The sequence below is a fragment of the Streptomyces vinaceus genome, from assembly GCF_008704935.1.
GTDB lineage: Bacteria > Actinomycetota > Actinomycetes > Streptomycetales > Streptomycetaceae > Streptomyces > Streptomyces vinaceus.
The window spans coordinates 1,439,579-1,465,373 of the sequence record NZ_CP023692.1 but is presented as its reverse complement, the minus strand read 5'-3'; the positions used below and the strand labels follow the sequence as shown (position 1 = coordinate 1,465,373).

Below are 25,795 nucleotides of genomic sequence, written 5' to 3'. Positions count from 1 at the left end.
GGCCGCGTCGCAGACGTCCGCCGGCAACCGGGCATCCGCAGTCGTCCACGCAGCAGCCCCACCCGCCCGTGCACCGGCGGATCTCGTTGAACTCCTCCTGGAACTGCCGCAGTTGCGGCAGGTGCTGCTGGGTGACCTCGGCGGGTACCTGCCGTTCACCCCTGAGCGTCATCGCGGGCCCTGATCGAGGCCCACTTGGCGGAGGGGAACCTGATCGAGGCCGTGCGCGCGTACGACACGTACCGCGCGCTCGTGAAACGGGATCTCGGGGTGGAACCGGGAGGTGAACTCTCCGGCCTGACAAGGAACTTCTGCCGCTCCGCCACCCGCAACCGGGAGGTGGCGGCGGCCCGGGTGCGCCGCGCCTGATCCGGGGTCAAGCTGGTGGCATGAGCGACGACCGGCCGGGTCGGCGCAGTACCGGACTGCGCCTGGCCCTCGCGATGCGCGGCGGGGTCAGCCTCGCCGTCTGGATGGGCGGGGCCTGCTGCGAGACGGCGGCGCTGCGGGCGGCGGCCGGGCAGGAACCCGGCCCCGGAGCGGGTCTCTACCCGGGCCTGCTGAAGGCGTGCCGTTACGAGGACGTCGACATCGACGTCCTCGCCGGGACCAGCGCAGGGGGGCTCAACGGCGTACTGCTGGCCTGCCACCTCGTGTACGGGATGCCCTTCGGGCCGGGAGTGCGGGACGTGTGGCTGCGCCTGGGCGACCTCGAAGGACTGCTGCGCCGTTCCACCCCCTTCCACGTGCCGGCCTCGCTGATGCGCGGCGACGAGGTCTTCTACCAGGAGCTGCGCGCCTCGCTGGCCCGGCTCCTCGCGCAGGCCCCGGCGGACTGGGTGCCCCCGGCCTCGCTCCGGCTGATCCTGACGGCCACGCGGCTGCGCCCCCGGCAGGACCGGGTGCGGCCCACCCTCGGCCGGCCGATGCCGGTCGGCCGCTCGAACGCCTACTTCCGCTTCCGCCACCGCACCTCGCTGACCGACTTCCCCCTCGACGGCACCGGCGCGGCGCGCGAGCCGGCGCTGAACCGGCTGGCCTACGCGGCCCGCGCCTCCTCCTCGTTCCCGGGTGCCTTCGAACCGGCCCGGGTGTACGTGGGCAACGGCCCGCAGCCGGTGGAGGACCCGCCCCGGGTCGACATGCGCGGGGTGAGCAGCGAGACCGGCTACCCCGACGAGAACCTGAACGGCTGCGCGGAGCTCATGGACGGCGGCCTGCTCGACAACATCCCCGTCGCCTGGGCCGTACGGGCCCTCGCCGGGGCCCCGGTCGCCCGCAAGGCCGACCGCTGGCTGCTCTTCCTCCAGCCCGTCCCGCCGTTCCCGCCCCCTCCCGAGCCCGGGACGAGCCGCCGCGTCACCCGGCTGGTCCGGATCGCGGTGAAGTCCCTGACGGTGAAGACCGGCTCCGAGTCCCTGCGCGACGACGACCTCGAACTGCGCGCCGCCGAGGCCGCGGCCCAGCGCCGGCACGCCGCGGCGGGGGTGCTCCCCCCGACCCTCGCCGAGCTGGAGGACACGGCCGTGGCCCGGCGCGGGGCCTACGCCGAACGGGCCGGTGCGGCGGAGGCCCTGCGGCTCATCCGCCTGCTGGAGGACCCTGCGGAGGTGACCGGCCCGGACGCGCTCCCCCTGCCGGCGGGCCCGGGGCCGCTGGAAGCGCTGGACAGGTGCGCGGGGGACGGCTCGACCGTCCTGTTCTCCCGGCTGCGCGCGGCGTCGGAGCGCCTGGCGGTGGCGCCCGGCGCGTTCCCCGGACCGGGATACTCGCCGCTGGCCCTGGCGCGTACCGTACGGCTGCTCATGGACTGGCTGGAGGCCCACGAGGCCCGCCCCCGGCCGGCGGCCGCCCGGCCCGGTGACGCGGACGCGGAGCGGGCGGACGCGGAGCGGGTCGAGGGCTACCGGCGGCGGCTGTTCGCCTGCCGCTCCGCCGCCGCCACGCTGACCGCCGCCCGGGACCGGCTCCTCCTCGACCGCTACCGGTGCTCACTCCTCCGCGGGACGCTCCCCGGCGATGCCGCATCCCCCTACCGTGAGGCGACGCGCCTGCTGGGCTCCCTCCTGCCGACGGGGCCCTCGCCCGGCGACCCTCCCGGGGAGTGGGAGAGGTGGGCGGCGAACCTCGCGACGGCCGTCACCGGAGGGAGCCCGCCGTGCGCTCCGGAACCCGGCGCCGACCCGGGCCCGGACGAGGTGCCGCAGGGCTTCACGCGCCTGTGGGCGGGGCTGGCGGAACTGGCCGGCGAGATCGGCCTGCACCTGGTGCCCGACGTCGAGGGCTACGAGGCCCTCCACGCGGCCGCGCGCGGCGCCGGGCCGATGACCGGCGCGCTCGCGTACGCCGAGGTGCTGCTCGGCCCGCTGCGCCCGGACCCGCTGGCCGAGGCTCCCGACATCCGCTTCCACACCGTCTCGGCGGCGAACACCAGCTGGGCCACCCGCAGGGTGCTGCCGGAGGCCGCCGAGGAGTCCCCGGAGGCCATGGTCAGGGCCAAACTCAGCGGGAACCAGCTCAACAACTTCTCCGCCTTCCTCAGCGCCCGCTGGCGCATGAGCGACTGGACCTGGGGCCGGCTCGACGGCGCGGCGTCCCTGGTGTCGGTCGTCGCCGGCGACGAGCGCCTGCGGGACGCGCTCGGGCGCACCGACACCCGCGACCCCGCGGCGGTCGGTGAGAAGATCGCCGAGCTGACCGGCCTCGGCGACGTGTTCCTGGAGCACTGGGCGCAGAACGTGGTCGCCAACGGCGCCATGGATCCGTACGACCGGGTACGAGAGGTGCTCACGGCCGTGCGCCAGCACGAGATCCTGCGCGAGGAGCTGCCTCACCTCGCCGAGCTGAACCGCAAGGGGTTCCGGGGCGGCAACCGGCCCCCGGACCGCCCGCTGAACCCGCCGCCCCTGGCGACGCCGGCCGAGTTCGACGCCGGGCTGGAGTCGTTCGGCAGGATCGGCAGGGAAGAGGTCGGCACGCTGCTGCGGGCGCGGGATCCGCGCCGGGCGGCCCTGCGGGCCGGGCTCCTCGCCTGGCCGGCCCTCCAGCCCACCGGCAAGGCGGGGGCCCGTGTGGTGCAGGGCGTCCTCGGCCTGCTGAAGCCCCTGGTCTACCTGCCGGTCCTGGTCGGCGTCCTGGCCCCGCCGTGGGGGCTGATCGCGTCCGCGCTGATGTGGACGGGCGTCGCGTTCTCCACCGCCCACTGGTCCTCGCTGCCCGCCCAGGTCCCGGTCTGCCTGTACGCCATGGTGGCCCTGGCGTCGCTGGTCCGGCAGTGGGTCCGGCCGGTCCGGCTGCGCGTCCCCGTCCTGCTGCTCGCGCTGGCCGGCCCACCCGTCGCCCTGTGGCAGCTGCGCGGTACGCCCTTCCCGCAGGTCGGAGGCTGGAGCACGCTGATCGTCGGGGCCTGCTTCGCCCTCGCCGCCGCGGCCGTGCTGTACGTCGGCACCGACCGGTGGTGGCTGCTGCCGGGGGCCGCCCTGATCGCGGGCGGGATCGCCGCCCTGATCCAGTTCGGCCGTACGGGGCTCGGCGGATGGTGGGCCGCCCTCATCCTCTACGCCGTCCTGTTCTGGATCACCTTCGTCCTGCCCTGGCTGTACCCGAGGGAGCGCAGCGGACCGGCCTGACACAGCGCCCCGCGCCGATGGCTCGGATAGGGTGAATCGGTAGGAATCGGACCCCCCGGGGTGAGGTCGGTGCGGTGGACACATACCAGTCGACGAGTGAAGTCCCGGATCAGCCGGCCGCGGCCGTCGGGTACGCGGGCGTACTCAGCGAACTCCTGCCGATCGCGCTGTGGCGGGAGGACGCCGACGGGATCATCGTCGAATGGTCACTCGCCGCCCAGGACCTGCTCGGGCACCGCCCCGAGGACATCATCGGCCTCCCCGGCACCTCCGTCCTCGTCCCCGAGGCCAACCACGCCCTCGCGGACGATCTGACCCGGCGCGTCCAGGCGGGCGAGACGGTCGTCGGCACCCTCCCCGTGCGCCACCGCGACGGGCACCGCGTCACCATGGAGATGTGGATCGTCCCCGCCGCCGATCCGCAGGGCCGCACCGGGGCCATGCTGATCGCCGTGGAGACCTCCGAGGTCCTGCGCATGCGGGACTCGCTCGCCGCCCTCCAGAGCCTGTTCACCCAGTCGCCCATCGGTCTGGCCACCCTCGGCCCCGACCTGCGCTTCCTGCGCGTCAACGACGCCCTGGCCCGGATGAACGGCGTCTCGGCCGCCGCGCACCTCGGCAAACGGCTCACCGAGGTCGTTCCCGGCGTCAACGCCGCCGCGCTCGAAGCGACCATGCGCCAGGTGCTGGACCGGGGGACCGCCGTCGTCGACGTCCGCCGCACCGGCCGGACCCCGGCCGACCCCGGACACGACCACACCTGGTCCTGCTCGTACGCCCCCCTCCTCGACGTCTCCGGCCGCCCGCTCGGCGTGATCGCCTCCCTCATCGACATCACCGACAGCCAGCAGGCCCAGGGCGAGGCCGAGCGGGCCCGCCGCCGCTTCGCCGTCCTGGCGGAAGCCGGTACCCGCATCGGCACCACCCTCGACCTCAGCCAGACCGCCCGGGAGATCGTGCAGGTCCTCGTGCCCCAGCTGGCCGACTCGGCCGACGTACAGCTGCTGGAGACCGTCCTCGCCCCCGACGACGCGGCGGCCACCCACGAGGGCGTGCTCCGGCGCATCGCGGTCGAGTTCCCCGACCCCGACGCCCCCACCGCCCGGCTGGCACCCGGCCAGACCTTCCAGATCCCGCCCGACTCCGTCTACGAGCGCGTCATCGCCGAGGGCCGGGCCATGAACCTGTACCGGTCCGACGTCCACGCGCTGCTGCCCGACCCGCGCGCCGCCGAGCTGCGCGACTACCTCGCCACGCTCGGCTCCGCCCGGCTGATCCCGCTCCTCGCCCGCGGCACCGTGCTCGGCGCGGTCACCGTGACCCGGACGACCGACCGCGAGCCCTTCGACGAGCAGGACGCCGTCCTGATCGACGAGGTGGTCGCCCGGGCGGCCCTCAACATCGACAACGCCCGGATGTACACCAACCAGCGCCGGGCCGCCCTGACCCTCCAGCGCAGCCTCAGCAACAGCGCCCTGCCCCGGGTCTCCGGCCTGGAACTGACCGGCCGCTACCTGCCCGCCAGCGACCACGACGTCGGCGGCGACTGGTTCGACGTCATCCAGCTGCCCGGGGGCCGCACCGGCCTGGTCATCGGGGACGTCATGGGCCACGGCATCCACGCCGCCGCCGTCATGGGCCAGCTGCGCACCGCCGTCCGCACCCTGGCCCGCCAGGACGTCTCCCCGACCCGGCTGCTGCGCTCGCTCGACGAGGCCGTCGCCGACCTGGGCGAGGACGAGATGGCCACCTGCGTCTACGCCGTCCACGACCCGGCCACGGGCGGCTGCGTCATCGCCCGCGCCGGCCACCCGCCGCCGGCCGTGGTCACGGCCGGCGGGGAGGTGACCTTCCTCGACGGCCCGCCGGGCACCCCGCTGGGCACGGGCGGGCAGGAGTTCCGCACCGAGGAGGTCGCCCTGCCGCCCGGCAGTCTGCTCGTGCTCTACACCGACGGCCTCATCGAGTCCCGCGACCGCGACCTCGACCAGGGCATGGCCGAGCTGGGACGTGCGCTGCGCGAGGCCGGACAGCCCCTGGACGCGCTGTGCGACGACATCCTGGCCCGGCTGCTGCCGGAGGCCCCGCAGGACGACGTGGCGGTCCTGCTCGCCCGAACGGTGGCCGGCGGGAACCGCTGAGCTCCCCGGGGTCCCGCCGGCGACCGTACGGGTGAATCGTTACGCCGTGGCCCCGGTCACCAGGCCAGGTCCTCCAGCGCCGCCAGGTCCGGTACGGGCGCGGCCGGCTCCGGCCCACCGGTCAACGCCAGCTCCGCCCAGATCACCTTGCCGCGCTCGGTGTACCGGGTGCCCCAGCGCTCGGCGTACTGCGCGACGAGGAACAGGCCCCGGCCGCCCTCGTCGGTGGTCGCCGCGTACCGCAGGTGCGGCGAGGTGCTGCTGCCGTCGGAGACCTCGCAGATCAGGCTGCGGTCGCGCAGCAGCCGCACCCGGATCGGCGCGTTCCCGTACCGGATGGCGTTGGTGATGAGCTCGCTGAGGATGAGCTCGGCCGTGAACGCGAGGTCCCCCAGCCCCCAGGCGGCGAGCTGCGCCGAGCCCGCACCCCGCACCCGGGAGACCGCGGCCGGATCGGGCGGCACCTCCCACTCGGCGATCCGGTCCTCCTCCAGCCGCCGCGTGTCGGCGATCAGCAGCGCGATGTCGTCGCTCGGCGCCGGGAAGAGCAGCGCGGCCAGTACGTCGGCGCAGGCCTGCTCGGGGCTGCGGCCGGGGTGGGAGAGCGTCTCGGCCAGCAGGCCCAGTCCGGTGTCGAAGTCCCGGTCGCGGTCCTCCAGCAGGCCGTCCGTGAACAGGACGAGCCGGCTCGCCTCCGGCAGCCGCAGCTCCACGGCCTCGAAGGGCATGCCGCCCACCCCGAGCGGCAGCCCGGCGGGCAGCTGCGGGAACTCCACCACCCCGTCCGGCCGGACCAGAGCCGGTCCGGGGTGTCCGGCGCTGGCCATCGCGCAGACCCCGGAGACCTGGTCGTACACCGCGTACAGGCAGGTGGCGCCGGTGACCCCGGCCGCCTCGCCCGCCCCCTCCGCGGGGTCCCCGGAGCCCCCGGCCTCGTTCTGGTCGATCCGGTGGATCAGCTCGTCCAGGTGCCCCAGGAGCTCGTCCGGCGGCATGTCCAGGGAGGAGAAGTTGTGCACGGCGGTCCGCAGCCGGCCCATCGTGGCCGCCGCGTGCACCCCGTGCCCGACGACGTCGCCGACGACCAGCGCGACCCGGGCGCCGGCCAGCGGGATCACGTCGAACCAGTCCCCGCCCACCCCGGCCTTCGCCGGCAGGTACCGGAAGGCCACGTCCACCGCGGTCTGGTCCGGCAGCACCCGGGGCAGCAGGCTGCGCTGGAGGGCCACCGCGGTCGCGTGCTCCCGGGTGTAGCGGCGGGCGTTGTCGATCGAGACGGCCGCCCGCGCCCCCAGCTCCTCGGCGAACGACAGGTCCTCCTCGTCGAAGGCCTCCGGGGTGTCGGCCGCCCGCCAGAAGTTCGCCATCCCCAGGACCACCCCGCGGGCCTGGAGCGGCACCGAGATCAGCGAGTGCAGCCCGTAGTCCAGGGCCTGGCGGGTGCCGGCCTCGTCCTGGGCCCGCCAGCCCATCGCCGCGTTCAGATCGGGGGCGAGCACCGCGTGCCCGGCGTCCAGGGCCGTGGCCATCGGCGCGGTCGGCACGACGAAGCGGATGATGTCGCCGACCGGCTGCAACGGCTGGTCGGAGCGCACCCCGCTCATCGCCGCCCGGCGCATCTCCGTGTAGGCGCCGGAGGCCCGCGCGGGCTCCTCGCCCTTCAGCACGGGCTCCAGCAGCTCCACCGTGACGAAGTCCGCGAAGCGGGGGACGGCCACCTCGGAGAGCTCCTCGGCGGTGCGCACCACGTCCAGCGTGGTCCCGATCCGCACCCCCGCCTCGTACAGCATCTGGAGCCGCTCCCGGGCCACCTCGGCGCGGCCGGACAGCGCGGCGAGCTCGGTGGTGTCGCGCAGGGTCATGACGCTGCCGGACGGGTGTCCCCCGTACGGCTTGGTCGGGCGCACGTTGACGGCCAGGAGCCGGTCCCCGGCCAGGTGCACCTCGTCCGTGGCCACCCGTCCGGAGACCAGCAGCGAGGTGGTGCGCGGGTCGAGGCCGAGCTCGCTCACGTGGCGCTGCTCGGCGTCGGCCGGCAGGTCCAGCAGCCGCCGGGCCTCGTCGTTGGCGAGCAACAGCCGCTGGTCCTCGCTGATGATCAGGACGCCCTCGCGCACCGCGTGCAGGACGGCCTCGTGGTGTTCGTTCATCCGGGCCATGTCGGCCTCGCCCAGGCCCCGGGTCTGGCGCCGCAGCCGCCGGCTGACCAGGGCGGCGCCGCCCGTACCGAGCAGCAGCGCGCCGGCCGCCGCGCCGAGCAGCAGGGGCAGCTGCCCGGCGACCGAGTCGGAGACGGTGGCGATCTCGATGCCGGTGCCGACCAGGCCGATGACCTTGCCGCTCGCGTCCCGTACGGGGACCACGGCGCGGACCGCGTCGCTCGGCGAGCCCGTGTAGACCTCGGTGAAGGGATGCCCGGCCACGGCGCGTGAGAGGTCGCCGGTGGCCCGCTTGCCGATCAGCTCCGGCCGGGAGTCGGTGTAGCGCAGCCCGTCGGGCGTCATCACCGCGATGAAATCGACGCCCGCGGCCTGCCGCGCGGCCTCCGCCAGGGGCTGGAGCTCGGCCGTCGGATTCCGCGACCTCAGGGCCTCGGGCAGGCCGGGGGCGTGGGCGAAGGCCTCGGCGGCGGCCAGCGAGCGGTGGCGCGCGTCGCGTTCGGTGCCGTACCGCTCCTGGAAGACGAGGGCGAGCGCGGCCGCGGTGATCAGCAGGACGACGATGAACGCCATGAGCGCGAAGACCTGACCGGCGACGCTGCGGGCGCCCCGGGAGCGGCGCGCGGGCAGGCCCGGGGCGCGCCCGGTCGGCTGCCGGGGCGGCGATCCCCTGGGTCGACCCAAACGTCCGGTCATGAGCCATTTCTAACACTGTCACCGGGATTTGGGCGGGCCGGTCCGGCTGATGGTCTCGCCGCAGCGCGGTAGGCGCGGGGGCTGAGGCCCACGGACGAGGTGAAGTGCTGGCGGAACGTGACCTCGCTGGCGAAGCCCGCGCGGCGGGCCACCTCGGGCACCGGGTGGTCGGTGCGCTCCAGCAGCCTGCGGGCCGCGTCGAGGCGGTGGGCCAGCAGCCAGCGGTGCGGGGTGGTGCCGGTCGCGGCGACGAAATGGCGGGCGAAGGAGCGCGGGGACATCCCCGCCCAGCGGGCCAGCGTGGCCACGGACAGCGGTTCGCCGAGGTGGCGCAGGGCCCGCTCCCGTACGGCCGCCAGGGCCTCGGCGGTCCGGTCCGCCGCCGGAGTGGGCCGGTCCAGGTACTGGGCGTGGTCGCCCGTGCGGAACGGGCCGGTCACCATCGAACGGGCGATGGCCGCCGCGGCCTCCGCCCCGTGGGCCCGCCGTACGAGGTGCAGGCAGAGGTCGATCCCGGAGGCCACCCCGGCGGAGGTCCACAGCCCGGAGTCCTCCACGTACAGCGGGGCGTCCTCGACCAGCACGGCGGGGTGGCGCGCGGCCAGCCGCGGAGCCAGCGACCAGTGGGTCACGGCCCGGCGCCCCGCCAGCAGGCCCGCTTCGGCGAGGATGAACGCCCCGGCGCACAGCGCGGCCACCGGCACGCCCCGGGCGTGCGCCTCGCGCAGGGCGGCCAGCACCGGCTCGGGCGTCGGGTCGGACGGCTCGGCGAGCGCCGGTACGACCACGAGATCGGCCCCGGCGAGCCAGTCGAGACCCCGGTCGGGGGCCAGGGTGAGCCCGCCGGGCAGGGTGATGGGCCCGGTGTCGACGGCGCACCGGCGCAGCTCGAAGCGGGGGACGCCGAGCCGGGTGCGGTCGGGGCCCCAGACCTCGGTGATGACGGCGAGGTCGAAGCCGCGGATGCCGGGCTGGACGACGATGGCGACACGATGCATGCTGCCATCTTGGCAGGATCCCATCGGTTCGGGTCCCGGTTGCCGCTGTCGGCGGGCCTGTCCGGCGGAAGATCATGAAGCCATGACGAAGAACGAGATCGCACTCGCCCCCGACGCCGCCCTGCTGGTCATCGACGTACAGAAGGGCTTCGACGACGCGTCGTACTGGGGTCCGCGCAACAACCCGGCCGCCGAGGCGAACATCGCCGCCCTGATGGACGCCTGGCAGGAGACGGGCCGCCCGGTGGTCCTCGTGCAGCACGCCTCGCGGACCGCAGGCTCGGTCCTGGCCGCCGACCACCCCGGCCACGCCTTCAAGGACTTCGTGGCCGACCGGGCGGGGGAGGCGTCGCTGCTGGTCACCAAGACGGTCAACTCCTCCTTCTACGGCACCCCCGACCTGGCCGCGTGGCTCACCGCCCAGGGCATCGGCCAGCTGGTGGTGTCCGGGATCCAGACCAACATGTGCGTCGAGACCACGGCGAGGATGGCCGGCAACCTGGGCTACGACGTGCTCGTCCCGCTCGACGCCACGCACACCTTCGACCTCGCGGGCCCGGACGGGACGGGCCTGACCGCCGACGAGCTGGCCACCGCCACCGCCGTCAACCTGCACGGCGGCGGTTTCGCCCGCGTCGTCACCACGGCCCAGCTGCTGGGCTCGTAGTCCTCGCACGGTCCTCGTACGACGAAGGCCCGGCGCCCCTGCGGGGGGGCACCGGGCCTCGTGCGGCCGCCGTGAGGTCAGAGCACCTCGGCGGCGATGTTCTCCGCGACCCGCTCCAGCAGGGGACCCGCGTTCGGGATGGACTTGGCCGGGTCGGGCTCCAGGTCCGTCAGCGGGTACGCCTTGCGGATGCCCGCCGCCTCCAGGGCCTCCTGGCCCAGCAGCAGACGGCCGCACACCGCCACCACCGGCTTGCCCGCCGCGCGCGCCGCGGCCGCGACACCGGCCGGAGCCTTGCCGTGCAGGGTCTGCTCGTCCAGCGAGCCCTCACCGGTGATCACCAGCGTGGCCCGCTCCAGCGCCGGAGCGAAGCCCAGCACCTCCAGCATCAGCTCGATACCGGGCCGGAACGACGCGCCGAGCAGCAGCGCCCCGTACCCGATGCCGCCCGCGCCGCCCGCGCCCGGAGCGGCGGCCAGCCGGCCGGCCTTCTCACCGATCGACTTCTCCAGCACCACCGCGAAGTGCGCGAGCGCCGCGTCCAGCGTCGCCACGTCCTCGGGCGTGGCCCCCTTCTGCGGGCCGTAGACGGCGGGCGCGCCCTTCGGGCCCGTCAGCGGGTTGTCCACGTCGCTCGCCAGGACGAAGTCGACCTCCGCGAAGCGCGGGTCGATCCCGGACAGGTCCGCCGACGCCAGACCGGCGAGCGCCCCGCCGCCCGGCCCGACCGGTTCACCGTTCGCGTCCAGGAACTCGGCGCCGAGCGCGGCCAGCATTCCCGCGCCGCCGTCGGTGGTGGCGCTGCCGCCCACGCCGAAGACGATCGAGCGCGCGCCCGCGTCCAGCGCGGCCTTCAGCAGCTCGCCCGAGCCGTACGTGGTGGCCGTCAGCGGGGCGAAGACACCCGCCGGCAGCAGCTGCAGCCCGGAGGCCTCCGCCATCTCGACCACGGCGGTGCCGTCGCGCAGCGCGAAAGCGGCCGTGACCTGCTCGCCCAGCGGTCCGGTGACCCGTACCTCCCGGCGCTCGAACCCGGCCGCCACGGCGGCCGCGACCGTGCCGTCGCCGCCGTCCGCGACGGGGAGGGTCTCGACCTCCAGGCCCGGTACGGCCTTGCGAAGGCCGGCCGTCACCCGCTCCGCGACCTGAACGGCCGTGAGCGAGCCCTTGAATTTGTCCGCGGCGATGAGCACGCGCGCGGTCTCAGTTACTGCTCCGTCCGTCACCTTGCTAATCCCTTGCTATCGAACAGTGCAGTCGCGCCCCCATGAGCCTATCCGGAGGATCCTCCTATGCCCATGGGTGGCCTGGGTCACAGGCGGCGCGCCATCCCCCTAAATAGGGATATACGCCTGCATAGTGTGGCCGCATGAGCGCGGATTCACTGGATGACGTCCGTCCGCCGGGCCCCGAGCCCGAACCGGACCGTGCCGTGGTCACCATCGGGGTGATCGCCGTGCTGGCCGTCGTCGCCTGGGCGGCGCTCGGCAAGGACTCCTTCGACACGGCGTCGAGCACCGCGCTGGCCTGGGTCCTGGCCAACTTCGCCTGGCTGTTCGTGATCGCCGCCGACGTCTTCCTCGTCATGTGCGTCGTCCTCGCGATCAGCCGCTTCGGCCGGATCCGGCTCGGCGCCGACGACTCCGAGCCCGAGTTCACCAACCTCGCGTGGATCGCGATGATGTTCAGCGCCGGCATGGGCATCGGCCTGATGTTCTACGGGGTCGGCGAGCCGCTCACCCACTACCTGAACCCGCCGCCCGCCTCCGGCGCCGCCCCCGGCACCGGGGCGGCCGCCCAGGCGGCCCTCGACTACTCCTTCTTCCACTGGACGCTGACCCCCTGGGCGATCTACGGCATCGCCGGTCTCGCCCTCGCCTACGCCACCTTCCGCAAACGCCGGGGCAACCGGCTCAGCGCCGCCTTCGTCCCGCTGATCGGGGAGGAGCGCGCCAACGGCGGGCCCGGCAAGGCCATCGACCTGCTCGCCGTCTTCGCCACCGTCTTCGGCACGGCGACCAGCCTGGGCCTCGGCGCCCTCCAGGTCGCCGAAGGGCTCCACATCACGGCCGGGATCGAGGACTCCACCGGCGTCGAGCTGATCATCATCGCCTCGCTGTCCGGCGCGTTCGTGCTCTCCGCCTTCTCCGGCCTGCACAAGGGCGTGAAATGGCTGAGCACGATCAACATCGTGCTCGCCGCCACCCTGATGCTCTTCGTCTTCCTCCTCGGCCCGACCGTCTACGTCCTCGACGTGGTCCCCGCCAGCGTCGGCAGCTACCTGCACGAGCTGCTGCCCCTGGCCACCCGCACCGGCGCCTTCACCGACAGCGCCTGGCTCGGCGCGTGGACGATCTTCTACTGGGCCTGGTGGCTGTCCTGGGCGCCGTTCGTCGGCACCTTCATCGCCCGCATCTCGCACGGCCGCACCATCCGCGAGTTCCTGATCGGCGTCCTGCTCGTGCCCAGCGGTGCCACGGTGGTCTGGTTCTGCGTGATGGGCGGCACCGCGATCCGCCTCGACTCCACCGGAGCGGCCGACCTCGCCGTCAAGGTCAAGGACGGGGCCGAGGCCTCCCTGTTCGCCATGCTCGACGCGCTCCCGCTGGGCACCGTCACCTCGTACGTGGCCATGGTCCTGGTCATGACGTACTTCGTCACCAGCGCGGACTCGGCCTCCCTGGTGATGGGTTCGCTCACCAGCCGCGGCTCGCTCAACCCGCCCACCTGGCTCGTCGTCACCTGGGGCGTGCTCATGGCGGCCGTGGCGGCCGTCCTCCTGGTCGCGGGCGGCCTCAAATCCCTCCAGACCGCCACGATCCTGGTCGCGCTGCCCTTCGTCATCGTCATGCTGCTGCTCTGCTGGGCCCTGGTGAAGGAACTCCGCGAGGACCCCGGCGCCGGCCCCGCCCGCCACCACGCCCTGCACGGGATGCGCGACGCGGTCACGGCGATGGTCGGCGACGCCGTCACCGGAGCGGGCCCGGCCCGCCACCCGCGCCTGCGCCGCCTGGCCGACTCCGCCCGCCGCGACCGCGCGGACCCGCCCCCGCCGAACACCCCGCAGGCGTGATCCCGCCCGTCGGGGCGGCTGGGTAGGGTTGGCGGCGTGACCACCACCGATTACTACGCCACGTACATCGCGAGCCTGCCCCGGGTGCTGGCCGGCGCCGCCGCCCTCTACCGGGACGCCGGCGGGCGGGTGCTGCTCGTCGAGCCCAACTACCGCGAGGGCTGGGCCCTTCCGGGCGGCACCATCGAGTCGGACCTCGGCGAGTCCCCGCGGACGGCGGCCCGGCGCGAGAGCGCCGAGGAGATCGGCCTGGACCTGCCGCTCGGCCGGCTGCTCGCCGTCGACTGGACGCTCGGCGAGGGCCGCCCGCCCCTGGTGGCCTACGTCTACGACGGCGGCGTGCTCGACGCGGCGCAACTCGCCGCCATCAGGCTCCAGGAGGAGGAACTGCTCTCCTGGCGGCTGGTCGAGCCCGCCGAACTCACCGCGTACCTCCCCGGATCGCTCGGCCGCCGCACCCGGGAGGCCTACCGGGTCCTGGAGTCCGGCGAGGGCACGGCAGAGCTGGAGAACGGCAGCCGCCCGGTCTCCTCGTGACACCGGGCTTACTTCGAGCAGGACAGAATCCTCTGATGATCACGATGTACGCCTGGCCCAGCACCGCCGACGGTCCGGACGCCCTGCCCATGGTCCACTTCACCACCGAGCAGCAGGAGGGCGGCGAGGTCACCCCCGAGGGGACGCCGGTGTGGCTGTTCGACACCGCGATACGCGAGGGCGGCTGGGCCTCGTTCACGGACTTCGAGGGCTGGTCGTCCCCCGCCCCCGGCTGGCAGGCGTTCTACCGCCGCGAGGACGACCTCCTCGCCGTCACCGGCCCCGGCGCCTGCGAGGGTTGGTACCAGGGCAACCTCGGCGCCGACGCCGACTGGGTGGCGGCGGCCGGCGCCCAGCTGAGCGTGGTCCTGCTCGCCGCCCCCGTCCAGCACCCCTCCCTGTACGCCTACGCGGTGGAGGCCGGAGCCGCGTTCGCCCTGCTCGTCCCGCTCGTACTGGTCTGATCCCCGGCTACAGCTCCGCCGCGCCGGCCTCGAAGGCCAGCAGCCGCACCTTGCGCTCGACGCCGCCGCCGTAGCCGGTCATGCTGCCCGAGGCGCCGATCACCCGGTGGCACGGGACGATGATGCTGACCGGGTTCTTCCCGTTGGCCAGCCCCACCGCGCGCGAGGCGTTCGGCTTGCCGAGCTTCGCCGCGAGCTCCCCGTACGACCAGGTCCGGCCGTACGGGATCCGTACGAGCTGGTCCCAGACGCTGCGCTGGAACGCGGTGCCCTCCAGCCGGACGGGCACGTCGAACTCCGTGAGCTCCCCGGCGAAGTACGCGGCCAGCTGCCGCACGACCTCGGGGAACGGCTCCTCGGCCGCGGCGACCCGCTCCCCGAAGGACTCCTCGGCGGGGCGGTGGCGCTGCCCGACCATGTACAGGCCGCTGAGGACGCCGTCGGTGGCGACGAGGGTGAGCGGGCCGTACGGGCTGTCGACGATGCTGTGCTGCTTGGTGCTCATGGTGCTCATGACGGTACGCACTCCTCAGACGGGCAGGTGGTTGATGGGGTGGGCATCGGTGGCCCACAGGTACTGCACGGCGTACGCGCGCCAGGGCCGCCAGCCGGCCGCCCGGGCGGTGAGCGCCACGGGGGTGGACGGCAGGCCCAGCTCCTTGGCGGCCCGCCGTACCCCGAGGTCGGAGGGCAGGAAGGCGTCGGGATCGCCCAGTGCCCGCATCGCGATCACCTCGGTGGTCCACGGGCCGAAGCCGGGCAGCGCGTTCAGCTGCGCGCGGGCGGCCTCCCAGTCGCTGTCGATGCCGAGCGGGAGCGAGCCGTCGGCCAGCGCGCCGACGAGGGTGGTCACGGTGGTGCGCCGGCTCGCCGGGAGGGCCAGGGACTGCGGGTCCAGGGCGGCCAGCGCCTGCGGCGAGGGGAACAGGTGGGTCAGCCCGCCCTCGGGGTCGGGATCGGCCACCGGCTCCCCGTAGGCGGTGACCAGCCGGGCCGCGTGCGTACGGGCCGCCGCCGTGGACACCTGCTGGCCGAGCACGGCCCGTACGGCGAACTCCGCCGCGTCGACCGTACGCGGCACCCGGCGCCCCGGGGCCTTGTCCACGAGCGGGGCCAGCAGCGGATCGGCCCGCAGCTGCTCGTCCACGGCCTCCGGATCGGCGTCGAGGTCGAGCATCCAGCGGCAGCGGCTGATGGCGATGGTGAGGTCGCGCAGGTCGGTCAGGGCCAGCTGGCAGGCGATGTGGTCGGGCCGCGGGCTGAGCGCGACGACCCCGGTGCCGTACGGGAGCCGCAGGGTCCGGCGGTAGGCGCCGGCCCGCCACTCCTCGACGCCGGGGACGGCGGTCGCGGCGAGGTGGCCGAAGAGGTTGTCGGGGTTGAGCGGCGCCCGGTACGGCAGGCGCAGGCTGATGCTCCCGGGCACCCTCGGGACGTGCCGGTTCGTCTTCTCGGCGCGCAGGCGCAGCTCGCCGGGGGCGAGGGCGAAGACCTCGCGGACGGTCTCGTTGAAGGTCCGGATGGAGGAGAACCCCGCGGCGAAGGCGACGTCGCCCATCGGCAGCGCGGAGGTCTCGATCAGCAGCCGGGCGGTCTGGGCGCGCTGGGCCCGGGCGAGGGCGAGGGGACCGGCGCCGAGCTCGGCGTTCAGCTGCCGCTCCACCTGGCGGGTGGAGTACCCCAGCCGCGCCGCGAGCCCCGGTACGCCCTCGCGGTCCACGACGCCGTCCTGGATGAGCCGCATGGCCCGGGCGACGGCGTCGGCGCGGGCGTTCCACTCGGGGGAGCCGGGGGAGGTGTCGGGCCGGCACCGCTTGCAGGCCCGGAACCCGGCCTGCTGGCAGGCGGCGGCACTGGGCAGGAAGGTCATGTTCTCGACCTTGGGCGGCACCGCGGGGCAGCTGGGCCGGCAGTAGATCCCGGTGGTCCGCACGGCGGTGAAGAACCAGCCGTCGAAACGGGCGTCCTTCGACTGGACGGCCCTCACACAGCGCTCGGTGTCGGTGTACATGGCTCCAGCATCACGGCCCGGCCCCGGCGGGGCTGGCGGTTTTCCGACATCAAGCGTAGCCCTCCGGCGTGGGCCGGGGGCGCCGTCGGGGCGGCCCGGGCCGGGGGCGCGTACCCCGGCCATACGAAAGGGCCCCCGGTGCCTGATCGGCACCGGGGGCCCTTCGGGGACCGCATGCGGCTACGGGAGCTGCGACGCCGCTCGCGCCTCGCGGCGGTTGTGGCGGAAGGTGTTCGCGCGACGGGTCGTCGCGAACAGCGGGATGGTGGCCGCCAGGGCGATCTGCAGCGCGCAGCCCGCCTGGAGCAGCAGCTGACCGCCCGGGGCGTCGAACGCCCAGGCCGCCAGCAGGCCCATGGCCCCGATGATCCAGCTGAGCATCGCCACCGCGAGGACGCCCCGCGGCTTCGGGTACTCGACCCGGCTCACCATCAGCCAGGCCACCCCGATGATCGCCAGCAGCGTCGGGATGAACGGCAGCTCCAGCAGCACGATCGAGACGACCGTGAGCGCGCCGAAGGGGCTCGGCATGCCCTGGAACATGCCGTCCTTCATGGTCACGCAGCTGAATCTCGCGAGTCTGAGCACCACGGCCAGCAGGACCACGATCGCGGCCAGCGCCGACATCTTCTGCACCGCGTCGTCGGCGACCATGCCGTAGACGAGCACGAAGTACGCGGGAGCCAGGCCGAAGCTGATCAGGTCGGACAGGTTGTCCAGCTCCGCGCCCATGGGCGAGCTGCGCAGCTTGCGGGCCACGATGCCGTCGAAGAGGTCGAAGACCGCGGCGAGCAGCATGAGTATCACCGCCGTCGCGGCGCTGTTGCGGGCCATGCCCGACTCGCCGCTGCCGGTGAGGTGCGGGATGAGGATCCCGGTGGTGGTGAAGTACACCGCCATGAATCCGCACGTCGCGTTGCCGAGGGTGAGGGTGTCCGCTATCGACAGCCGCAGCGAGAGCGGCATGTCGTCCTCCGCGGACTCCTCCTCTGCCGCCTCGGGCACCCAGCCGCCCGACGGTGTGGTGGGAGTCTCAGGGTCAGTCACGGTCAATTCGGGTCACCCCCGCGGTGGTGGCCTGGCCGACCTCGACCGCGACCTCGACACCCTCGGGGAGGTAGATGTCGACGCGGGAGCCGAAGCGGATCAGACCGATGCGTTCGCCCTGCTCCACCTTGGTACCGGCCGGCAGGTACGGGACGATGCGGCGTGCGACGGCGCCGGCGATCTGCACCATCTCGATGTCGCCGAGTTCGGTGTCGAAGTGCCAGACAACGCGCTCGTTGTTCTCGCTCTCCTTGTTGAACGCCGGGACGAACCCGCCCGGGATGTGCTCCACGGACGTCACCGTGCCCGCGAGGGGCGCGCGGTTGACGTGGACGTTCAGCGGGCTCATGAAGATCGCGACCCGGGTCCGCCCGTCCTTCCACGGCATGATGCTCTGCACCACACCGTCGGCGGGCGAGATGACCCGGCCCTGCGTGATCTCACGCTCGGGGTCGCGGAAGAACCACAGCATGCCCGCCGCGAGAGCGGTGGTGGGCACGGCCACCGCGGCCCAGCGGCCGGACTTGCGGGCCCGGGTGAGGCTGAGCGCAGCGGTGGCGACGGTCGGCAGAAGCCACGGCGATGCTCCGCGTGCGAGACGTCCACCGAGGATGCCGACGCGAGGTGCAGAGGTTTGGCTGTGGGGCATGGATGACCTTCGTAGCGGGTGATTGCCGCGCCGCAAACAGGGGGACGGGACGGCGGCTTTACTGGAATGCTATCGGTTGCACGCAACAACTGGGCAAGCCAGAAGCCGAGTCGATGGCCGCCAGCCAGTGACTGCCAGTGATTCTTTTGCGACGAACCCATGGAGGATCCGCCGCAAAAGGGACTTTCAGCCCTGCAGTCGGTACTCCTCGAGCAGGCGCCGACCGATGATCATTTTCTGGATCTCGGCCGTACCTTCACCGATCAGCAGCATCGGTGCCTCCCTGTAGAGGCGCTCGATCTCGTACTCCTTCGAGAACCCGTAGCCGCCATGGATACGGAAGGCGTCCTCGACTACCTCCTTGCAGTATTCGGAGGCGAGGTACTTCGCCATCCCTGCCTCCAGGTCGTTTCGTTCCCCGGAGTCCTTTTTGCGTGCTGCATTGACCATCATCGCATGGGCGGCCTCGACCTTGGTAGCCATCTCGGCCAGCTTGAACTGGATGGCCTGGTGCTCCGCGATCGCCTTGCCGAAAGTGTGACGTTGCTGGGCATACGAGACACCCAGCTCGAACGCACGCTGAGCGACGCCGCAGCCACGCGCCGCCACGTTGACGCGGCCGACCTCGACCCCGTCCATCATTTGGTAAAACCCTCGGCCCGTCTGGCCTCCGAGCACCCGATTGGCCGGAATGCGCAGTCCGTCCATGATCAGCTCGGTCGTGTCGACGCCCTTGTAGCCCATCTTGTCGATCTTGCCCGGGATGGTCAGGCCCGGACGGACCTCACCGAAGCCCGGCTCCTTCTCGACGAGGAAGGTCGTCATCGACTTGTGGGGCGCGGTGCCCTCGGGGTGTCCTTCGTCACTCCGGACCAGAACGGCCACCAGGGTCGAGGAGCCGCCGTTGGTCAGCCACATCTTCTGGCCGTTCAGGACGTACTCGTCCCCGTCCTTCACCGCCTTGGACGTGATGGCCGACACATCGGAGCCGAGCCCCGGCTCGGACATCGAGAACGCGCCGCGCACCTCGCCCAGCGCCATGCGGGGCAGGAAGTGGTCCTTCTGCTCCTGGGTGCCGTGCTGCTTGAGCATGTACGCCACGATGAAGTGGGTGTTGATGATGCCCGAGACGGACATCCAGCCCCGCGCTATCTCCTCCACGCACAGCGCGTAGGTGAGGAGCGACTCACCCAGGCCGCCGTACTCCTCCGGGATCATCAGGCCGAAGAGGCCGAGCTCCTTGAGGCCGTCGACGATCTGCTGCGGGTACTCGTCACGGTGTTCGAGCTCGGTCGCGACCGGGATGATCTCCTTGTCGACGAACTCCCGGACGGTCTTGAGGATCTCCCGCTGGACGTCGGTCAGCCCGGCGGTCTGGGCGAGTCGGGCCATGGCTACTTCCCCTGTTCCTTCAGCTGGGGCCGGCCGGGCTGTTCGCCGCCGCGCTCCTTGATGTACGTCTCGGTCGGGACCATCACCTTGCGCCGGAAGACGCAGACGAGGGTGCCGTCCTGCTTGTAGCCCTTGGTCTCCACGTAGACGATCCCGCGGTCGTTCTTCGACTTGGACGGGGTCTTGTCGAGGACCGTGGTCTCGCCGTAGATCGTGTCGCCGTGGAAGGTCGGCGCCACGTGCCGCAGGGACTCGATCTCCAGGTTGGCGATGGCCTTCCCGGAGACGTCCGGCACGGACATGCCGAGCAGCAGCGAGTAGATGTAGTTGCCCACGACCACGTTCTTGCCGAAGTCGGTCGTGTTCTCGGCGTAATTGCTGTCCATGTGGAGCGGGTGGTGGTTCATGGTCAGCAGGCAGAAGAGGTGGTCGTCGTACTCCGTGACCGTCTTCCCGGGCCAGTGCTTGTAGACCGCCCCGACCTCGAACTCCTCGTACGTGCGTCCGAACTGCATGGTCCTAGGCCTCCGGGATCTCGAACTTGGTGGTGCGCTGCATGCCGGCGGCGCGACCCTTGCCCGCGATGACCAGGGCCATCTTGCGGCTGGCCTCGTCGATCATCTCGTCGCCGAGCATGGCCGAGCCCTTCTTGCCGCCGGCCTCGGAGGTGCACCAGTCGTACGCGTCGAGGATCAGCTCGGCGTGGTCGTAGTCCTCCTGGGAGGGGGAGAAGACCTCGTTGGCCGCCTCGACCTGGCCGGGGTGCAGGACCCACTTGCCGTCGAAGCCCAGGGCCGCGGCGCGTCCGGCGACCTCGCGGTACCCGTCGACGTTCTTGATCTGGAGGTAGGGGCCGTCGATCGCCTGCAGGTTGTTCGCCCGGGCGGCCATCAGGATCTTCATCAGGATGTAGTGGTAGGCGTCCGCCGGGTAGCCGGGCGGCTGCTCGCCCACGACCAGCGACTTCATGTTGATGGAGGCCATGAAGTCGGCCGGCCCGAAAATGATCGTCTCCACGCGCTGGGAGGCCTGCGCGATCGCGTTGACGTTGTTGAGGCCCTGGGCGTTCTCGATCTGCGCCTCGATGCCGATCTTGCCTACCTCGAAGCCCATCGTCTTCTCGATCTGCGTCAGCAGCAGGTCCAGCGCCACGATCTGCTGGGCGTCCTGGACCTTCGGCAGCATGATGCAGTCGAGGTTCTGGCCGGCGCCCTCCACGACGGTGATGACGTCGCGGTACGTCCAGTGCGTGGTCCAGTCGTTGACGCGCACGACCCGGGTCTTCCCGGTCCAGTCGCCGTTGTTCAGCGCGTCCACGATGGTGTGGCGGGCGCCCTCCTTGGCGAGCGGGGCGCAGGCGTCCTCCAGGTCGAGGAAGACCTGGTCGGCCGGCAGGCCCTGGGCCTTCTCCAGGAAGCGGGGGTTCGAGCCCGGCACCGCGAGGCAGGAGCGGCGCGGACGCAGCCGGTTCACGGGGGAAGAGGGCGTGGTCATGCGGGGACCTCCAGAGGGTCGAGCTTGTTCGCTTTCCGGATCTCGTCGACGATACGGCCGATGATCTCCGTGATACCGAAGTCCTTGGGTGTGAACACGGCGGCCACACCGGCCGCCTTGAGGGCGATGGCATCGGCGTTCGGAATGATGCCGCCGAGGACCACGGGGATGTCACCCGCCCCCGCCGTACGGAGGCGTTCCAGCACGTCCGGCACGAGCGCGCTGTGCGAACCGGACAGGATGGACAGTCCCACGCAGTGCACGTCCTCGGCCAGCGCCGCCGAGGAGATCTCCTCGGGCGTCAGCCGGATGCCCTGGTAGACCACCTCGAACCCGGCGTCGCGGGCCCGTACGGCGATCTGCTCGGCCCCGTTGGAATGCCCGTCCAGGCCGGGCTTGCCGACCAGCAGGCGCAGCCGGCCGGAGCCCAGGTCCTCGGCGGTACGGGAGACCTTCTCGCGGACCAGGGCCAGCGGCGTGCCCTCCTCGGCGGTGACCGCCACGGGGGCCGAGGAGACCCCGGTCGGGGCGCGGAACTCGCCGAACACCTCGCGCAGGGCGTTCGCCCACTCGCCGGTGGTGACACCGGCGCGGGCGCACTCCAAGGTGGCCTCCATCAGGTTCTCGGTCCCGGCCGCGGCCTCCTTCAGCCGGTCCAGGGCCTGCATCACCGTCGGGAAGACGAACGGGTCGCCGTTGCCCTGCCGGTCCGAGGACTCCTGCCGCTCGGCCCGCCAGCGCGCGATCCGCTCCACGGTCAGCGCCTCGGTGGCCGGGTCGACCGTCATGATGGCGCCGTCCAGGTCGGCCGTCAGCGGGTTCTCCTCGGTCTGCTGGAAGCAGTTGACGCCGACGATCTTGTCCTCGCCCGCCTCGATCCGGGCGCGCCGCTCGGCGTGCGAGGAGACCAGCTGGGACTTCAGGTACCCGGACTCGACGGCGGCCATCGCGCCGCCCATCTCCTGGATCCGGTCGATCTCGGCCAGGCAGTCGGCGACCAGGGAGTCGACTTTGGCCTCGATGACGTGGGATCCGGCGAAGATGTCCTCGTACTCCAGCAGATCGCTCTCGTGCGCCAGGACCTGCTGGATGCGCAGCGACCACTGCTGGTCCCAGGGCCGGGGCAGGCCCAGCGCCTCGTTCCAGGCGGGCAGCTGCACGGCGCGGGCCCGGGCGTCCTTGGAGAGGGTGACCGCGAGCATCTCCAGCACGATGCGCTGGACGTTGTTCTCCGGCTGCGCCTCGGTCAGGCCGAGGGAGTTGACCTGGACGCCGTACCGGAAGCGGCGCTGCTTGGCGTTCTCGATGCCGTAGCGCTCGCGGGTGACCTGGTCCCAGATGCGGCCGAAGGCGCGCATCTTGCACATCTCCTCGATGAAGCGGACGCCCGCGTTCACGAAGAACGAGATGCGGGCGACCACTTCGCCGAAACGATCCTCCGGGACCTGGCCCGAATCGCGCACCGAGTCGAGCACGGCGATCGCCGTCGACATCGCGTACGAGATCTCCTGGACCGGGGTGGCCCCCGCCTCCTGGAGGTGGTAGGAGCAGATGTTGATCGGGTTCCACTTCGGGATGTGGTTGACCGTGTACGCGATCATGTCCGTCGTCAGGCGGAGCGAGGGCCCGGGCGGGAAGACATGCGTCCCGCGCGAGAGGTACTCCTTGACGATGTCGTTCTGGGTGGTGCCCTGGAGCTGGGCGATGTCCGCGCCCTGCTCCTCGGCGGCCACCTGGTAGAGCGCCAGCAGCCACATGGCGGTGGCGTTGATCGTCATCGAGGTGTTCATCTGCTCCAGGGGGATGTCCTGGAACAGCCGCCGCATGTCGCCCAGATGGGAGACCGGGACCCCGACCCGGCCCACCTCGCCGCGGGCGAGGATGTGGTCGGGGTCGTAGCCGGTCTGCGTCGGGAGGTCGAACGCGACCGACAGGCCGGTCTGGCCCTTGGCGAGGTTGCGGCGGTAGAGCTCGTTGGACGCCTCGGCCGTGGAGTGGCCGGCGTACGTCCGCATGAGCCACGGACGGTCTTTCTGGCGCTCTGTCATCTCAGGCTGTCCCTTTGGCCCTTGAACGGTCTCGGACGGTCGGGCGGATCAGATGTCGCGGAAGCGGTTGATGGCTTCCAGGTGCGTCGCGCGCATCTCGTGGTCGCGCACGCCCAGGCCCTCCTCGGGAGCCAGCGCCAGGACGCCGACCTTGCCCTGGTGGAGGTTGCGGTGGACGTCGTAGGCCGCCTGGCCGGTCTCCTCCAGGGAGTAGACCTTGGACAGGGTGGGGTGGATCTTGCCCTTGGCGATCAGGCGGTTGGCCTCCCACGCCTCGCGGTAGTTGGCGAAGTGCGAGCCGATGATCCGCTTCAGCGACATCCACAGGTAGCGGTTGTCGTACTCGTGCATGTAGCCCGAGGTCGAGGCGCAGGTGGTGATGGTGCCGCCCTTGCGGGTGACGTAGACGCTCGCACCGAAGGTCTCCCGGCCGGGGTGCTCGAAGACGATGTCGATGTCCTCGCCGCCGGTCAGCTCGCGGATGCGCTTGCCGAAGCGCTTCCACTCCTTCGGGTCCTGGGTGTGCTCGTCCTTCCAGAACTTGTAGCCCTCGGCGCTGCGGTCGATGATCGCGGTCGCCCCCATGGAGCGGCAGATGTCCGCCTTCTGCGGGCTGGAGACCACGCAGATCGGGTTGGCGCCGCCGGCCAGCGCGAACTGGGTGGCGTACGAGCCGAGTCCGCCGCTGGCGCCCCAGATCAGGACGTTGTCGCCCTGCTTCATGCCGGCGCCGTTGCGGGAGACCAGCTGGCGGTAGGCGGTGGAGTTGACCAGGCCGGGGGAGGCGGCCTCCTCCCAGCTCAGGTGGCCGGGCTTGGGCATCAGCTGGTTGGACTTGACCAGTGCGATCTCGGCGAGGCCGCCGAAGTTGGTCTCGAAGCCCCAGATGCGCTGCTCGGGGTCGAGCATCGTGTCGTTGTGGCCGTCGGAGGACTCCAGCTCGACCGAGAGGCAGTGTGCGACGACCTCGTCGCCCGGCTTCCAGGAGTTGACGCCGGGGCCGGTGCGCAGCACGACGCCCGCGAGGTCGGAGCCGATGACGTGGTACGGGAGGTCGTGGCGCTTGCTGAGGTCGCTCAGCTTGCCGTAACGCTCCAGGAAGCTGAAGGTCGACACCGGCTCGAAGATCGACGTCCAGACCGAGTTGTAGTTGACCGAGGAGGCCATGACGGCCACCAGGGCCTCGCCCGGGCCGAGCTCCGGGACCGGGACCTGGTCGAGGTGCAGGGACTTGCGCGGGTCCTTCTCACGGGTGGTGAGCCCCGCGAACATCTCCGCCTCGTCCTTGTGCACGGTGATCGCGCGGTAGGAGTCGGGGAGCGGCAGGGCCGCGAAGTCGGCGGCCGTAGCGGCCTGCGACTGGATCGCGTCGAGGATGTCCTTCACGGTGTGCCTCCGGCGAGCGCTGAGGGTGCGCTGAGGGATACGCGGGTGCGTGGAACGGGTGTGGTGTGGGTGGTACTGCGGTGCATGCGGCTGCTTGCGGGCTTGCGGTACTGCGAGTGCCGTCGGTCCGGCGAAGCTGTGGTGCTGGCGCGGTGCCCGTGGTGAGGCATGCGCGGGGCCTGGTGACGCAGGCATCCGGGGCGCGGCTCGTGCCGAGTGGGCGTGGACCGCGGGGACATCCGGACGAGATTCAACGTATGGCACCCCGTGTCACTCAGCAAGGCACCGCGTGCCAAAACTTTCTCTCATTTGCCTATTGACCTGCGCAGATGAGCGATGATCGATCAGAGTTACCGGTGAGTAGGGGCAAGTCGGACAAACAAAAGCGGCCGCCCCCGGAACGGGAGCGGCCACTGTGATGTGTGCGACTACTGCTTGTTTCTGAGTGCTTCCTCGATGGTCCGCATGACCTCGTCGAGCGGGGCGTCCGTACGGGCCACCGCCACCAGCACCTCACCTTGCGTACGGACCTCCGCCGGCGCGGCGGGGGCCGAGGACGGCGCGCCGCCCAGGGTGCGGCCCGCGCCGATGCCGCTGCCGAAGGTCTTCCGCACGATCGAGAAGGCGTGGTCCAGCTCTGCCTCCACGTCCCCCTGGCCGCCGGCCCGCAGCCAGCGCCGCAGCACGTGGTTGTGGGCCGTCACGACCGCCGAGGCGGCCACTTCGGCCAGCAGCGGGTCGTCGTTGCCGTCGTGGTGGTCGGTCTCGTCGAAGTGGGCCAGCAGATAGCGGGTGAACAGCCGCTCGTACCGGGCCACCGAGGCGATCTCCCGCTCCCGCAGCGCCGGCACCTCGCGGGTCAGCCGGTAGCGCTCGACCGACACCGCCGGCGAGGCGGCGTACATCTTCATGACTTCCTTGATCCCGCGGCACACCGTGTCGAGCGGGTGCTCGTGCGCCGGCGCCACGTCCAGCACCGCCTCGGCCCTGGTCAGCGTGTCGTCGTGGTCCGGGAAGATCGCCTCTTCCTTGGACCGGAAGTGCCGGAAGAAGGTCCGGCGCGCCACCCCCGCCGTCGCGGCGATCTCGTCGACCGTCGTCGCCTCGTACCCCTTGGTCGCGAACAGCTCCATGGCGGCGGCGGCGAGCTCGCGGCGCATCTTGAGCCGCTGCGCGGCCGCCTTGGTGCCGGCCGCGCTCTCGGTGCTGTCGGAGGCCGTGGCGGCGCGGGGCGAGGACTTGGCGGGCTGGGACATAGAGCGAAAGTACTTCATTCGCGCGGGGGAGCGCGCCTGAGGGGGGTGGGGCGGGGGTGGATGCGGGGGAGGGCCCGCACTGGGCTCGGAAGGTACGGCCTGCCGTGAGGGTGCGGCAGACCCGAGCAGCCCTCCCCACGCATCCGGC

20 protein-coding genes are annotated in these 25,795 nt (G+C 72.3%); 7 read left to right on the top strand and 13 right to left on the bottom strand.

Going from position 1 to position 25,795, the window contains the following annotated elements; genetic code table 11:
• The first annotated feature begins 180 nt into the window (after positions 1 to 180).
• The 3 genes from CP980_RS06530 (at position 181) to CP980_RS06520 (ending at position 5,770) form a co-directional block, all read left to right on the top strand.
• Entirely contained in the window at positions 181 to 369 is a 189-nt protein-coding gene (locus tag CP980_RS06530) for a BTAD domain-containing putative transcriptional regulator (RefSeq protein WP_150492978.1), read from the top strand.
• A 20-nt stretch (positions 370 to 389) separates the two neighbouring features.
• Positions 390 to 3,629 carry a DUF3376 domain-containing protein gene (locus tag CP980_RS06525; RefSeq protein WP_150492976.1) on the top strand — a complete coding sequence of 1,080 codons (3,240 nt, stop codon included), beginning with the start codon at positions 390 to 392 and terminating at the stop codon, positions 3,627 to 3,629.
• Positions 3,630 to 3,703: 74 nt separating this feature from the next.
• Positions 3,704 to 5,770 carry a SpoIIE family protein phosphatase gene (locus tag CP980_RS06520; RefSeq protein ID WP_132759411.1) on the top strand — a complete coding sequence of 689 codons (2,067 nt, stop codon included), beginning with the start codon at positions 3,704 to 3,706 and terminating at the stop codon, positions 5,768 to 5,770.
• Positions 5,771 to 5,826: 56 nt separating this feature from the next.
• On the opposite strand, the gene CP980_RS06515 is transcribed toward CP980_RS06520, so the two are convergent.
• Together CP980_RS06515 and CP980_RS06510 are read right to left on the bottom strand one after the other, a co-directional pair.
• A complete protein-coding gene (locus tag CP980_RS06515; protein ID WP_150492974.1) occupies positions 5,827 to 8,625 on the bottom strand; it encodes a SpoIIE family protein phosphatase in 2,799 nt (932 codons plus the stop codon).
• Positions 8,622 to 9,623 carry a GlxA family transcriptional regulator gene (locus CP980_RS06510; protein ID WP_229906822.1) on the bottom strand — a complete coding sequence of 334 codons (1,002 nt, stop codon included), beginning with the start codon at positions 9,621 to 9,623 and terminating at the stop codon, positions 8,622 to 8,624. Before CP980_RS06510 ends, CP980_RS06515 begins: the two co-directional genes overlap by 4 nt.
• A gap of 82 nt (positions 9,624 to 9,705) precedes the next feature.
• Between CP980_RS06510 and CP980_RS06505 the strand changes: the two genes are divergently transcribed.
• Positions 9,706 to 10,290 (top strand): cysteine hydrolase family protein, encoded by a 585-nt coding sequence (locus CP980_RS06505; protein WP_132759414.1) that lies wholly within the window; start codon positions 9,706 to 9,708, stop codon positions 10,288 to 10,290.
• A gap of 77 nt (positions 10,291 to 10,367) precedes the next feature.
• On the opposite strand, the gene CP980_RS06500 is transcribed toward CP980_RS06505, so the two are convergent.
• Positions 10,368 to 11,516 carry a glycerate kinase gene (locus CP980_RS06500; RefSeq protein WP_132759415.1) on the bottom strand — a complete coding sequence of 383 codons (1,149 nt, stop codon included), beginning with the start codon at positions 11,514 to 11,516 and terminating at the stop codon, positions 10,368 to 10,370.
• 143 nt (positions 11,517 to 11,659) lie between these two features.
• On the opposite strand from CP980_RS06500, the gene CP980_RS06495 reads away from it, so the two are divergent.
• The 3 genes from CP980_RS06495 to CP980_RS06485 are packed head-to-tail and all read left to right on the top strand — an operon-like array spanning position 11,660 to position 14,364.
• Positions 11,660 to 13,363 (top strand): BCCT family transporter, encoded by a 1,704-nt coding sequence (locus tag CP980_RS06495; protein ID WP_150492972.1) that lies wholly within the window; start codon positions 11,660 to 11,662, stop codon positions 13,361 to 13,363.
• Between the two features lie 36 nt (positions 13,364 to 13,399).
• Positions 13,400 to 13,900, top strand: a complete 501-nt coding sequence (locus CP980_RS06490; RefSeq protein WP_150492970.1) for an NUDIX domain-containing protein — start codon at positions 13,400 to 13,402, stop codon at positions 13,898 to 13,900.
• A 35-nt stretch (positions 13,901 to 13,935) separates the two neighbouring features.
• Positions 13,936 to 14,364: a hypothetical protein gene (locus CP980_RS06485; protein WP_132759418.1), complete on the top strand. Its 429-nt coding sequence runs from the start codon at positions 13,936 to 13,938 to the stop codon at positions 14,362 to 14,364.
• A gap of 7 nt (positions 14,365 to 14,371) precedes the next feature.
• Here the strand turns inward: CP980_RS06485 and CP980_RS06480 are convergent, their stop codons facing one another.
• The 10 genes from CP980_RS06480 to CP980_RS06435 form a co-directional block, all read right to left on the bottom strand.
• Positions 14,372 to 14,869, bottom strand: coding sequence for a methylated-DNA--[protein]-cysteine S-methyltransferase (locus CP980_RS06480; protein ID WP_132759568.1), 498 nt, complete (start codon positions 14,867 to 14,869; stop codon positions 14,372 to 14,374).
• 24 nt (positions 14,870 to 14,893) lie between these two features.
• The gene (locus CP980_RS06475) at positions 14,894 to 16,375 is read right to left on the bottom strand and encodes an AlkA N-terminal domain-containing protein (RefSeq protein WP_132759419.1); all 1,482 of its coding nucleotides are present in this window, start codon (positions 16,373 to 16,375) and stop codon (positions 14,894 to 14,896) included.
• Between the two features lie 180 nt (positions 16,376 to 16,555).
• Positions 16,556 to 17,380, bottom strand: coding sequence for a CDP-diacylglycerol--serine O-phosphatidyltransferase (gene pssA / locus CP980_RS06470; protein ID WP_099888801.1), 825 nt, complete (start codon positions 17,378 to 17,380; stop codon positions 16,556 to 16,558).
• Positions 17,381 to 17,414: 34 nt separating this feature from the next.
• Positions 17,415 to 18,071, bottom strand: coding sequence for a phosphatidylserine decarboxylase (locus CP980_RS06465; RefSeq protein WP_030868027.1), 657 nt, complete (start codon positions 18,069 to 18,071; stop codon positions 17,415 to 17,417).
• A gap of 186 nt (positions 18,072 to 18,257) precedes the next feature.
• The gene (locus CP980_RS06460; protein WP_030868030.1) at positions 18,258 to 19,463 is read right to left on the bottom strand and encodes an acyl-CoA dehydrogenase family protein; all 1,206 of its coding nucleotides are present in this window, start codon (positions 19,461 to 19,463) and stop codon (positions 18,258 to 18,260) included.
• 2 nt (positions 19,464 to 19,465) lie between these two features.
• Positions 19,466 to 19,978, bottom strand: coding sequence for a MaoC family dehydratase (locus CP980_RS06455; RefSeq protein WP_030155134.1), 513 nt, complete (start codon positions 19,976 to 19,978; stop codon positions 19,466 to 19,468).
• 4 nt (positions 19,979 to 19,982) lie between these two features.
• Positions 19,983 to 20,957: an HpcH/HpaI aldolase/citrate lyase family protein gene (locus CP980_RS06450; protein WP_132759420.1), complete on the bottom strand. Its 975-nt coding sequence runs from the start codon at positions 20,955 to 20,957 to the stop codon at positions 19,983 to 19,985.
• A complete protein-coding gene (locus CP980_RS06445) occupies positions 20,954 to 23,005 on the bottom strand; it encodes a protein meaA (RefSeq protein ID WP_150492968.1) in 2,052 nt (683 codons plus the stop codon). Before CP980_RS06445 ends, CP980_RS06450 begins: the two co-directional genes overlap by 4 nt.
• Positions 23,006 to 23,053: 48 nt before the next feature.
• Complete coding sequence (gene ccrA / locus CP980_RS06440) at positions 23,054 to 24,391, bottom strand: crotonyl-CoA carboxylase/reductase (RefSeq protein ID WP_099888798.1); 1,338 nt, start codon at positions 24,389 to 24,391, stop codon at positions 23,054 to 23,056.
• A 428-nt stretch (positions 24,392 to 24,819) separates the two neighbouring features.
• Positions 24,820 to 25,647 carry a TetR family transcriptional regulator gene (locus tag CP980_RS06435; protein WP_132759422.1) on the bottom strand — a complete coding sequence of 276 codons (828 nt, stop codon included), beginning with the start codon at positions 25,645 to 25,647 and terminating at the stop codon, positions 24,820 to 24,822.
• Between the last annotated feature and the right edge of the window lie 148 nt (positions 25,648 to 25,795).

Bases quoted from the DNA above. Each gene is read 5' to 3' on its own strand.
- CP980_RS06525 (WP_150492976.1), top strand. From the start codon at position 390: ATGAGCGACGACCGGCCGGGTCGGCGCAGTACCGGACTGCGCCTGGCC.
- CP980_RS06445 (WP_150492968.1), bottom strand. From the start codon at position 23,005: ATGACAGAGCGCCAGAAAGACCGTCCGTGGCTCATGCGGACGTACGCC.
- CP980_RS06435 (WP_132759422.1), bottom strand. From the start codon at position 25,647: ATGTCCCAGCCCGCCAAGTCCTCGCCCCGCGCCGCCACGGCCTCCGAC.
- CP980_RS06495 (WP_150492972.1), top strand. From the start codon at position 11,660: ATGAGCGCGGATTCACTGGATGACGTCCGTCCGCCGGGCCCCGAGCCC.
- CP980_RS06505 (WP_132759414.1), top strand. From the start codon at position 9,706: ATGACGAAGAACGAGATCGCACTCGCCCCCGACGCCGCCCTGCTGGTC.
- CP980_RS06485 (WP_132759418.1), top strand. From the start codon at position 13,936: ATGATCACGATGTACGCCTGGCCCAGCACCGCCGACGGTCCGGACGCC.
- CP980_RS06475 (WP_132759419.1), bottom strand. From the start codon at position 16,375: ATGTACACCGACACCGAGCGCTGTGTGAGGGCCGTCCAGTCGAAGGAC.
- CP980_RS06515 (WP_150492974.1), bottom strand. From the start codon at position 8,625: ATGACCGGACGTTTGGGTCGACCCAGGGGATCGCCGCCCCGGCAGCCG.
- CP980_RS06460 (WP_030868030.1), bottom strand. From the start codon at position 19,463: ATGGCCCGACTCGCCCAGACCGCCGGGCTGACCGACGTCCAGCGGGAG.
- CP980_RS06450 (WP_132759420.1), bottom strand. From the start codon at position 20,957: ATGACCACGCCCTCTTCCCCCGTGAACCGGCTGCGTCCGCGCCGCTCC.
- CP980_RS06455 (WP_030155134.1), bottom strand. From the start codon at position 19,978: ATGCAGTTCGGACGCACGTACGAGGAGTTCGAGGTCGGGGCGGTCTAC.
- CP980_RS06480 (WP_132759568.1), bottom strand. From the start codon at position 14,869: ATGAGCACCAAGCAGCACAGCATCGTCGACAGCCCGTACGGCCCGCTC.
- CP980_RS06510 (WP_229906822.1), bottom strand. From the start codon at position 9,623: ATGCATCGTGTCGCCATCGTCGTCCAGCCCGGCATCCGCGGCTTCGAC.
- CP980_RS06465 (WP_030868027.1), bottom strand. From the start codon at position 18,071: ATGCCCCACAGCCAAACCTCTGCACCTCGCGTCGGCATCCTCGGTGGA.